9 protein-coding genes are annotated in these 11,466 nt (G+C 29.4%); all 9 read left to right on the top strand.

Going from position 1 to position 11,466, the window contains the following annotated elements:
- The first annotated feature begins 128 nt into the window (after positions 1-128).
- Positions 129-797, top strand: coding sequence for a sigma factor (locus DWX74_RS02220; RefSeq protein ID WP_118548502.1), 669 nt, complete (start codon positions 129-131; stop codon positions 795-797).
- Between the two features lie 2 nt (positions 798-799).
- Entirely contained in the window at positions 800-1,795 is a 996-nt protein-coding gene (locus DWX74_RS02215; RefSeq protein WP_118548501.1) for an anti-sigma factor domain-containing protein, read from the top strand.
- Between the two features lie 91 nt (positions 1,796-1,886).
- A complete protein-coding gene (locus DWX74_RS02210; RefSeq protein ID WP_118548500.1) occupies positions 1,887-3,386 on the top strand; it encodes an NAD(P)H-hydrate dehydratase in 1,500 nt (499 codons plus the stop codon).
- Between the two features lie 171 nt (positions 3,387-3,557).
- Positions 3,558-3,992 (top strand): NfeD family protein, encoded by a 435-nt coding sequence (locus DWX74_RS02205; protein ID WP_118548499.1) that lies wholly within the window; start codon positions 3,558-3,560, stop codon positions 3,990-3,992.
- 58 nt (positions 3,993-4,050) lie between these two features.
- A complete protein-coding gene (locus tag DWX74_RS02200; protein ID WP_118548498.1) occupies positions 4,051-5,052 on the top strand; it encodes an SPFH domain-containing protein in 1,002 nt (333 codons plus the stop codon).
- A 182-nt stretch (positions 5,053-5,234) separates the two neighbouring features.
- Positions 5,235-6,569: an MATE family efflux transporter gene (locus DWX74_RS02195; RefSeq protein ID WP_118548497.1), complete on the top strand. Its 1,335-nt coding sequence runs from the start codon at positions 5,235-5,237 to the stop codon at positions 6,567-6,569.
- A 155-nt stretch (positions 6,570-6,724) separates the two neighbouring features.
- Complete coding sequence (locus tag DWX74_RS02190; protein ID WP_118548496.1) at positions 6,725-8,230, top strand: 4Fe-4S dicluster domain-containing protein; 1,506 nt, start codon at positions 6,725-6,727, stop codon at positions 8,228-8,230.
- Positions 8,231-8,605: 375 nt separating this feature from the next.
- Positions 8,606-10,114, top strand: a complete 1,509-nt coding sequence (locus DWX74_RS02185; RefSeq protein WP_118548495.1) for a DUF1846 domain-containing protein — start codon at positions 8,606-8,608, stop codon at positions 10,112-10,114.
- A gap of 168 nt (positions 10,115-10,282) precedes the next feature.
- On the top strand, positions 10,283-11,365 hold the full coding sequence (gene dinB / locus DWX74_RS02180; RefSeq protein WP_118548494.1) for a DNA polymerase IV: 1,083 nt from the start codon (positions 10,283-10,285) through the stop codon (positions 11,363-11,365).
- The last annotated feature ends 101 nt before the right edge of the window (positions 11,366-11,466 follow it).

The raw sequence follows: 11,466 nt of genomic DNA, 5'->3' as shown, positions 1-11,466 counted from the left end.
AATTATGAAAAAATATTGTATTATATAATAAATAATAATATTCTAACGATAATAAAATTTAAATATTATCTTGAGTTAGATAGCAGAATTCAAAATAAAATTTTTTATAAAGAGAAGGATATGATTTTATGGGAAATGAAAAAATAATAGAGCCTCAAGCAACTGAGGAATTTATAGAAAAACATATACCGTTTATAATCTCGTGTATAAGTAAATTTACAGGAAGATATGTTTCTATAGAAAATGATGACGAGTATAGTATTGGAATGATGGCTTTTGTTGAAGCTATAGAAAAGTACAAGGAAAGCAGAGGAGATTTTTATGCGTTTTCAAGCCTGGTAATAGAAAGCAGACTAAAAAACTTCTTTGAAAAGGAAAATAAACACATTAAAAATAAATCTATAGAAGACTATAAAGAGAGAGGTACTGACTTAGTAGATAATTTAGAAGATCACGATAAAGATGATTTAAATAGAGAATTTACAATAAACGAGATAAAAAAATTAAAAGAGGAAATAGACGATTTTGGCTTTGGTTTTGAAGAACTTGTAAATGAAGCTCCAAAGCACAAAGATACAAGAGAAAAAGCGATAGATATTTCTGAAAAATCGAGTAGAGAAAAAGATATAACTGATTTCATGTTTGTGAAAAAGAGATTACCTATAAAAAATATGTCTGACAGGTTTGATGTAAGCGAAAAAGTAATTAGAAAGAGCAAGTTATTTATTATAACAGTTATAATTATACTATTTAGAGGATATAGAAATTTAAAACTATGGATAAAGAAAGGTAGATAATTATGTTATACAAAGGGATTATTATAGAAGTTAAGGATGAGTATTCGATAGTTGTGACTAACGAATCAGAATTTTTAAGAATAAAAAATAAAGAAGGAATGAAGGTTGGAGATAAGATATATTTCTTAGAAGAAGATATATACAATACTGAAGAAAATACAATTTTATCTGACCAGAGCAAAGAAAATGAAGAGAAATCAAATATTATAGATTTTAAAGAAAAAAAGGAAAAAAGCAAGAATAATATGAGTAGAATTTACAAGAGATTGGTTAGTGTTGCTGCAACAATAGCAATAATAGTAGGAACAGTTATATATACATCTTCTCCAAAATCTTATGCTACTGTATCATTTGATGAAAATGGAAGCAGCTTGGAGCTTAATCTCGATAAAAATAAAAAAGTGAACTCTACATCTTTAATAAACGGAAGCCTAGATATATCAGATGATGACGATTTTTCAATGGTTTTAGATCAGTTGTACAAACAAATAAAACGGGATTCTAAAAATAATAAAAATGGAAGAGTATTAGTTGGACTTTGTTTTGAAGATGCTGAGGATTTAGCTTATGAAAAAGAAATAAAAAATCTTATAAGTCAGAAATTTAAAGGATTAAATATTATGTATGTAAGAGTTGATAAAAATCAGGTTAATATGAATCAAAATGCTGAAATTTCAATGGGCGAGTACGCAGCTATGAAGATGATAGAAGAAGACGATATCGAAGGAATGACAATGGATAGATTAAATCAGATGTTAAAAGATGGAAAATACGAATATTTAAGAGAAGAAATTCTTGATGAATTAGAAGACAGAAGTGAAGGATATGAAGATGATGACGACGATGATATAGATGAAATTGAAGATTACTATAAAAATAGCAATAGAAAAAATAATAATACTAACTCTAATTCTTCTAATAAAAAATATGAATCAGACGACGATAACGATGATGAAGAAGATGATGATCATGACGACGATGATGATGAGGAGGATTAAATTACTATCATTAAAATAATTCTGAATAAATGGTAAAATAATATTGAAAAGTATAATTTAAAAATAAATAATAGAAAGATTGGTGATATTAATGCTAGTAGGTACTTCTAATCTTACTAAAAATATGGATAATGCTTGTGTTACAGAGCTTGAAATACCATTAATTGTAATGATGGAAAATGCTGTAAATGCAGCTATGAAAAACATGGATATAGATAAAAACAATTCTTATACTGTTGTATGCGGTGTTGGAAATAATGGTGGAGATGGACTTGGAATTGCTAGAAAATTATACATACTTGGCAAAAGAGTAGATGTATTTTTAGTTGGTAAAAAAGAAAAATTGACAGATTGTTCTTCTATAAACTTTAAAATTTTAGAAAATATGGGTGTAAATTTGACGTTTATAAATGACGAAAATATAAATGTCTTAGAAGAGTCGTTAAAAAATACAGATGTTTGTGTAGATGCTATATTTGGGACAGGACTTAAGAGAGATGTAACTGGTATATTTGCAGAAGCTATAGAATCTATGAATAAATTTTCTAAAAAAATATATTCTATAGATATATCTTCTGGTTTAGATAGCGATACAGGAGATATAAAGGGAATTGCAGCTAAGGCTTGTAAAACAATAAGCTTTGAGTTTTATAAACGAGGATTTTTAAACTATAAAGCAGATGATTATACTGGAGAAATCGTAGTAGAAGATATAGGTGTCCCAAAATCTATTAAAGATAAATTTCATAATAGTGAATTTATAATCGGTAAAAATGAAATTAAAAGATTTATAAAAAAGAAAGATAAGAACGCACATAAAGGAAATTTTGGAAGGGTTAGTATAGTAGCAGGAAGTAGAGGATTCTATGGAGCAGCAAAAATTGCTACAGAATCAGCTGTAAAAACAGGAAGCGGTTTAGTTACACTTATAAGTGATTCAGATGTTCAGGAAAAATTATGTACAGTATTTACTGAAGCTATGACTGTAAATTATTCAGAAGAAGAAAGAGTAAAAAAACTTATTGAAAATAGCAATGCTATAGGAATTGGACCTGGTATGGGAGATAATAAAACAACATTGAAGATAGTTGCAGATATTTTAAAAGTAGCAAAATGTCCTGTGATCATAGACGCAGATGGAATAAACTGTCTAAAAAATGATAAAGATATTTTAAAAAATAGTAAAGTTGATAAATTGATTACTCCTCATCCAGCAGAATTATCTAGGATAACAGGATTTTCTATGGAGTATATAAACAATAATAGAATAGATGCAGCTAAGGAAGCAGCTAGAAACCTTAAATCAATAGTACTTTTAAAAGGAAATAGAACAGTTATAACAGATGGATATACTACATATATAAATATGACTGGAAATAGTGCCATGGCAAATGGAGGAATGGGAGATTGCCTAACAGGTATAATAACATCGTTAGCAGGACAAAGAATGAATTTATTTGAAGCAGCTGTAGTAGGTGCTTATTTACATGGATATATCGGTGATAAATTAGCTGAAGATAAATATACAGTAAATGCAAGTGATATTATAGAAAAAATTCCGTATATAATGAAAGAATTTGAAATATTGTAAATAAAGTTGTAAATCGAGAAGGAAAAATTACAAAATTAAAAAAATTAATTAAAATTAGAAAAACTTGATACTTTTTTGTAATCATTGAAAACAAAATATGTACTATAATAAGAAAAAAGAAAACGATAAAGCAATTAAAAAAAGTATAATTCTTGAAAGGAGGGAGTGTATATGCTTTTAGGAATAAATATAAAGCTAGTTTGGTTAGCGGTTGCCGTTATATTTGGAATAGGAGAGGTGTTTACAGCGGGACTTACATTGATCTGGTTTAGTTTTGGAGCATTAGCCACTATGTTTTTAACTACTTATGTTGAAAGTATTCCTATGCAGGTAGTAATATTTGGAGTTAGTTCAAGTATAATGCTTTTTATAGCTACAAAATTAATGGTAAAAAAAGACGAAAGCTATATTTCTAATACTAATATAGATGCCCTTATTGGAAAATATGCTATTGTAGAAAAAGATGTATCAAATATAGTATATGGAATCGTCAATTTAGAAGGTGAAAAATGGACAGCCGTATCTGAAAAAGAAGTAACTTATAAAAAGGGTGAAAAAGTAAAAGTAGTTAGAATAGATGGTGTTAAGTTAGTTGTAACTAAGTAGTTTGTATTTTAGATTATCTAAAAACATATAAAAGGAATAGATTAATGGAGGTGTCATTATGACAGGAATAGTAAAAACGATAATAAATTTAGTACTAATTGTAGCTGTTGTACTTATAGCTCTTTCTTGTGTAAAGGTTATAAAACAGTCAAAAGTCGGTATTATAATGAGACTTGGAAAATTTAGAAAAGAAGCTAAAACAGGGGTTCACTTCTTAGTACCATTTATAGATAGAATGGCGTATATTATAGACCTTAGAGAATTAGTTGTTGATTTCCCACCACAGCCAGTTATCACAAAGGACAATGTTACTATGCAGATAGATACAGTAGTTTACTACAAGGTAACTGATCCGGTTAAGTATGTATTCGAAATAGCTAATCCTATATCAGCTATAGAAAATTTAACAGCTACTACTTTAAGAAATATAATAGGTGAATTAGATCTTGATGAAACTCTTACTTCAAGAGATATAATCAATGCTAAGATGAGAACTATATTAGATGAAGCTACTGATAAATGGGGTATAAAAGTAAATCGAGTAGAACTTAAAAATATAATGCCTCCTCATGATATACAGGTTGCAATGGAAAAACAGATGAGAGCTGAACGTGAAAGAAGAGAAGCAATACTTCAGGCAGAAGGTAATAAATCTGCATCTATCCTTCAGGCAGAAGGTGAAAAACAGTCAGCTATACTTAGAGCAGAAGCTAAGAAAGAAGCTATGATAAGAGAAGCAGAAGGTAAGAAACAGTCTGCTATATTAGTAGCGGAAGGGGAAGCAGAAGCGATAAGAGAAACTGCAATAGCTAGAGCAACTGGAGAAGCTGAAATGATAAGAAGAAGTCAGGAAGCTACAGCAGAAGGTTTAGCTTTAGTATTTAAAGCTATGAAAGAAGCAGATATAGATGACAATATGCTTGCATTAAAATCTATGGAAGCCTTAGAAAAATTAGGTCAGAGTGAATCAGCTAAACTTGTTCTTCCATCAGATACTGTTGGATTATTAGGTACATTTAAAGGTATAAAAGAAGTAATGGAAGATGCAAAAGAAAATTAGTTTGAGATTTTTGATTTTATTGTAGATTAAAAAATAAAAATGGTATATAATACAAGTCGTGGAAAAGAATATCCGTTTCGGATATTCTTTTTCTTTTGTAAAGAACATGCATAGATTGTTTTTGGAATAAGTTGGAGGAAGTATATGTATGTTAAAAAGGTTTTATATTGTGGAGGAGAGAAATGAAGAAAAAATTTTTATCACTTACAGTTCCATCTGCGTTGGCGATGTTTGTAGCATCATTTAATACAGTTCTTGATGGTATGTTTTTAGGGATAGGTGTAGGAGATGATGCGATAGCTGGAGTAAATATAGTTATACCAGTTATAATGATTTTTATAGGTATATCTAATATGGCAGCTGTTGGGGGAGGATCATTAGTATCTAAGAATTTTGGAGAGGGAGATTCTGATAAGGCTGTAAATATATTTAGACAGGTTATAAAATCATTAATAGTAATGAGCTTGTTGATTAGTGTAGTATGTGTTGTATTTTCAGAAGCTATAGTTGTACTTCTTGGAGCAAAAGGAAGATTAGTTCCTATAGCAGCTGAATATTTAAGATACTACTCTATATTCTGTATTTCAAGTGTACTTATGGTTGTTTTTGGTAGTTTTTTAAGAAATGATAATGCTCCAAAACTAGCTATGGTTGCCAGTATGACAGCTACAGTGATAAATATTATATTAAATTATATATTTATATTTGTACTTCAGCAGGGTGTAAAAAGTGCAGCAGTTGCGACAGGTATAGGAAACAGTATTGCACTTATGATGATGCTATCTCATTTTATATTTAAACATGGTCAGCTTTCATTTGGTAAGACAAATATAGGTATATCGGCATTCGTTGAAGCTATGAAGATAGGATTTCCATCTTTCTTAGCAGAAGCAGCATTTTCTGTAATAATATTCTTCCACAATATTGCACTTTCAAATACTGTTGGGGAAAGTGGAATAGCAGCATATGCAATAATAAACTATGCTACATCTAATATATACAATATAGTATTGGGAATAACTATGGGTGTTCAACCATTAATAAGCTACAACTTTGGTACAGAAAACAAAGAAAATATGCTTACTTTCTATAATATGACTATAAAAATGTGTATATTTGTATCAGCTGTAGTGACATTAGTATATGCAGGATGCGGTAGATTTATAGCAGGAATATTCTCTAATTCGCCTGAAGTAATAGATATGGCTGTTATAGGTCTTAATCTGACTAATGCAGCATATATATTCCTAGGAGTTAACCTAACTAGGACAATTTATTATCAAGCAATAGAGAAAACAATATACTCAAATATAATGGGGCTTTTAAGATCAGTAGTTATTCTGCCTGTAGTTTTATTTGTATTTTCATCTAAATTTGGTGTAAATGGAATATGGGCTAGTCAGTTAGTAGCAGAATGTATAGTAATGGTATTTATTGGAATTACAGTAAATATATCATATAAAACTGATTTAGCTATAAAAAGCAAGGAAAGATATACTGGTATGAAAACTGTATAAAGGTAATAAAAAAATTAAGAAAAAGCTAGTTTTGAAATATTAAAATAAATGTTAAAAATATCTAAAATTTGATAAAAAAATGACAATTATGTATCTATTGTGATATAATAAAACTCGAAGTTATGAAAATAAAGTAAAAAAAGGGGTGGATATTAGTGCTTCAATTTGAAACTCAATTAAAAAAGCTTAAACATGAAGTATTAGTAGAAGTAGTAAAACTAGCAAGAGAGAACAACATAACAAAAAAGGAACTAGATAAAATTCCAAATAAAATAATAAAAGGCGATAAAGCTATATATAGATGTTGTGTATACAAGGAAAGAGAAGTTGTAGCTGAAAGAGCTAGAATCGCGCTAGACCTAGATCCAAATGGCGAAAATAAAAAAGTAGATACAGAAAAAATAAACATAAAAGATGGAGAACAGATAATATATGTACTAGAAGCAGCTTGTGATAGCTGCCCTATAAATGACTTTACAGTAACTGATTTATGTAGAGGTTGTTTAGCTCATAGATGTAAAGAAGCTTGTAAATTTGGAGCTATATCTTATATAAATGGTAGAGCTTATATAGATCAGGATAAATGTAAATCTTGTGGTGCTTGTAAAAAGGCATGTCAGTATGATGCTATATCAGAAATGGTTAGACCTTGTAAGTCAGTATGTCCTACAGGAGCTCTTGATATAAATAAAGAAACATCAAAGGCAATAATACACGAGGAAAAATGTGTAAACTGTGGTGCGTGTATGTCTGCATGTCCATTTGGAGCTATATCAGATAGAAGTCTTATAGCACCAGTTGCTAGATTATTAGAAAAGAAAGAAAAAAATATATATGCAGTTGTTGCTCCTGCTATAACAGGTCAGGTTCCTGCTATAATAACTTATGGTCAGGTTAAAAATGCAATAAAATCATTAGGGTTTAAAGATATGTACGAAGCTGCTTGTGGAGCAGATGCCGTTACAGTTCATGAAGCAAATGAATTTGTTGAAAGAATGGAAGATGGCGCAAATATAATGACAAACTCATGTTGTCCAGGATTTGTATCATATATAGATGTAATGTTCCCAGATATGGCAGATAAAATATCTCATACAGTATCTCCTATGATAGCGACAGGAAGATATATAAAAAATGTGGACCCAGATTCTGTAGTGGTATTTATAGGACCATGTACAGCTAAGAAAAAAGAAGCATTTAGAAAAGATGTAGTTGGAGCTATTGATTATGTACTTACATTTGAAGAAATGATGGCGTTATTTGAAGGATTTGGTATAGAATTAGCAAAATGCCAGAATGAAGATACTGATGGAGCCTCTATATTCGGTAGAGGATTTGGTGCAGCAGGAGGTCTTACAAAAGCTATAGAAAACTATATAGCTGACAAAGGTGTAGATGTAGATTTTAAACCAGTAAAAGTATCTGGAGGAAAAGAAGCTAAAAAGGTATTAACTCTTTCTAAAGTTAATAAAGCTGGAGGAAACTTTATAGAAGGTATGATGTGTGAAGGTGGATGCATAAATGGTGCAGGTAAATTTATCTCTATGCCAAAAGCAAAACCAGCATTTGATAAAAAGAATTCACAGTCTAGTATAAAGACAGTATTATCTAATGAAACATTATCAGAATATGAAGATATAGATTTAGAAAGACATTTATAATAAAGCAAAAAAGATGCGATTAATTTCGTATCTTTTTTTATTTGCAATTATTCATTGGATTATATATTTTGCATTAATAACAATTTGTTATATTATTTCATATTTAATAAAAATATTTTCTGGGAAATAATTATTTCACTAAATTCACAAAAAAATCAAATTTAAAATTTAAAAAATTGAGAGTTTGAAGTATAAAAATTTAAGTGAGAAAACAATGTCAAAATTTAATATTTATAATATATATGTCTTGATTTAAATAAAGCTTAGGGAAATAATAAATGTATGTTGAAATGTAAATTTTTAAATTGTATAATATAAACTTGAATAGTAAATGTACGAACAAAATATTTGGTGAAAGAATGAGAGGTGCTTTATATGAAAATTGGTTTTGATCATGAAAAATATTTAAAGGAACAGTCTAAATATATACTAGAAAGAGTAAATAATTTTGACAAATTATATCTTGAATTTGGAGGAAAGTTAATAGCAGATTTACATGCGAAGAGAGTTCTTCCAGGATTTGATGAAAATGCTAAAATAAAAGTTTTAAGCTATATGAAAGACTCAGTAGAGGTTGTTATATGTGTATATGCTGGTGATATAGAAAGAAATAAAGTAAGAGGTGACTTTGGTACTACTTACGATATGGAAGTTCTTAGATTAATAGATGATTTAAGATCTTATGACCTAGATGTAAACAGTGTTGTAATAACTAGATACGAAGGTCAGCCAGCAACTACAGTATTTATAAATAAATTAGAAAAAAGAGGAATAAAAGTATATAAACATGCACCTACAAAGGGATATCCTTCTGATGTAGATACAATAGTAAGTGAAGAAGGATTTGGAGCTAATCCATACATAGAAACTACAAAACCTATAGTAGTTATGACTGCTCCAGGACCAAACAGTGGTAAATTAGGAACTTGTTTAAGTCAGTTATATCATGAAAATAAAAGAGGAAATGAAGTTGGATATTCAAAATTTGAAACATTCCCAGTTTGGAATGTACCACTAAAACATCCTCTAAATATAGCTTACGAAGCAGCTACTGTAGATTTAAAGGACGTTAATATGATAGACTCATTCCACCTTGAAAAATACGGTGAAATGGCAGTAAACTACAATAGAGATTTAGAATTATTCCCAGTTCTTAAAAAGATAATAGAAAAAATAACTGGAAAAGAGTCTATGTTCCAGTCTCCAACTGATATGGGCGTAAATAGAGTCGGATTTGGAATAGTAAACGATGATGTAGTTAAAGAAGCATCTATACAGGAAATAATAAGAAGATACTTCAACACAGCTTGCGACTATAAAAAAGGACAGGTTGATAAATCTGCACTACAGAGAATGAAATTTATAATGGAAGAACTAGACTTAAAACCTGAAGATAGAAAAGTTGTTAATCCAGCTAGAGAATACAGTAGTGTATTAAAAGAAAAATGCGAAGATAAAAACGATATGTGTCCAGTAATGGCTATAGAGTTAGAAGATGGAACTATACTTACAGGACGTGGTTCTGATTTAATGAATGCATCTGCTGCATTAATATTAAATGCTATAAAACATTTAGGAAATATACCTGATGAAATGCATTTAATATCAAGAACAATACTTGATCCAATAGTAGAATTAAAATCTCAGATATTATCTAGTAAAAATAATTCTTTAAGTTGTCAGGAAGTATTAGAAGCATTAAGTATATGTGCGGTAACAAATCCTAGTGCAGCTTATGCTCTTGGAAAAATATCTGAATTAAAAGGATGCCAGGCTCATTCAACAGTAATGATGACTAAAGATGATGAACAGACACTTAAAAAGATAGGAATAGATGTAACTTGCGATCCAGAATTTGCATCACAGAATCTATACTATATATAATTTAAAACTTAAATAGAAATATTAAACTGCTACGAATATTTGTAGCAGTTTTTTTATGAAAAAATTTATTCGAAAATAACAGAACGTTTGTTTTGTATTTGCTTGTATCATTGTTTTAATTTTAGTATTATATTTTAATAGAAGATTAATTTTAAAAGGTGATAAGAGATGAAAAAAAGAAAAATTATTCATATAGATATGGATGCATTTTACGCCTCTATAGAGCAAAGAGATAATCCTTCTCTTAAAGGAAAGCCACTTGTAGTTGGAGGTTCTCCTCATGGTAGAGGAGTGGTTTCAACGTGCTCCTATGAAGCTAGAAAATATGGAATTCATTCTGCTATGCCATGTAAAGAAGCGTATATCAGGTGTCCTTATGCAGTGTTTGTAAGACCAAGATTTTATGTGTATAAGGAAGTATCAAATCAAATAAGAAATATATTTCATAGATATACTGATTTAGTAGAGCCGTTGTCTTTAGATGAGGCATTTTTAGATGTAACTGAAAACAAGAAAAAAATAAAAAGTGCTACAATAATAGCGAAACTAATAAAAGAAGATATTAAAAGAGAAACTGGGCTTACTGCATCTGCTGGTGTATCATACAATAAATTTGTTGCAAAATTAGCTTCAGACTATCAAAAGCCAAATGGATTAACTGTGATAACAGAGGATAATGTACAAGAATTTTTAGATGCACTTCCAGTAAAAAAATTCTTTGGAGTTGGAAAGGTGACGGAAAGAGTTCTAAAAAATAATGGTATAAATACAGGATACGATTTGAGAAATACTAGTCTAGAAAAATTAGAAAAGATATTTAAAAATAGAGGATTAGAGCTATACAATTTTGCTAGGGGAATAGACAATAGACCAGTAAATACAACTAGAATAAGAAAGTCTATAGGAGCTGAGACTACCCTTATCGAAAATAAAAACATAGACGATGCAGAAACGGTTATGATTTTAGATGAGCTTTGTGAAGAGGTTGCAGAAAGAATGGCAAAAGAGGATAAGGTAGCAAAAACAATAACCTTAAAGATAAAATTTGAAGATTTTAAAACTATAACAAGGAGTCTTAGTGTAAATGATTATATAAGAAATTACGATGATATTAGATTTTATGCGGCTGAGTTATTGACACATGTTGAGGATACTAGCAAAACAATAAGACTATTTGGTGTTACTGTATCTAATTTAGAAAAGGAAGAGGAATCTTTTGAAGAGATAACATTATTTGATTATATAGATTAAATCTATTATATACTTTTATAATAATCTGTAATATGTTATCATAAAAGTTAGATTATTTTAGTATCTAATAAATTAGATTAGACGAATTGAGTGTAAAAATA

Origin of the sequence: Peptoclostridium sp. AF21-18, from assembly GCF_003478825.1 — a bacterium.
In the GTDB taxonomy this organism is placed as follows: domain Bacteria; phylum Bacillota; class Clostridia; order Peptostreptococcales; family Peptostreptococcaceae; genus Peptacetobacter.
This window is presented reverse-complemented; position numbering and strand designations above follow the sequence as displayed.

Bases quoted from the DNA above. Each gene is read 5' to 3' on its own strand.
- DWX74_RS02200 (WP_118548498.1), top strand. From the start codon at position 4,051: ATGACAGGAATAGTAAAAACGATAATAAATTTAGTACTAATTGTAGCT.
- DWX74_RS02185 (WP_118548495.1), top strand. From the start codon at position 8,606: ATGAAAATTGGTTTTGATCATGAAAAATATTTAAAGGAACAGTCTAAA.
- DWX74_RS02205 (WP_118548499.1), top strand. From the start codon at position 3,558: ATGCTTTTAGGAATAAATATAAAGCTAGTTTGGTTAGCGGTTGCCGTT.
- DWX74_RS02220 (WP_118548502.1), top strand. From the start codon at position 129: ATGGGAAATGAAAAAATAATAGAGCCTCAAGCAACTGAGGAATTTATA.
- DWX74_RS02215 (WP_118548501.1), top strand. From the start codon at position 800: ATGTTATACAAAGGGATTATTATAGAAGTTAAGGATGAGTATTCGATA.
- DWX74_RS02195 (WP_118548497.1), top strand. From the start codon at position 5,235: ATGAAGAAAAAATTTTTATCACTTACAGTTCCATCTGCGTTGGCGATG.
- DWX74_RS02210 (WP_118548500.1), top strand. From the start codon at position 1,887: ATGCTAGTAGGTACTTCTAATCTTACTAAAAATATGGATAATGCTTGT.
- dinB (WP_118548494.1), top strand. From the start codon at position 10,283: ATGAAAAAAAGAAAAATTATTCATATAGATATGGATGCATTTTACGCC.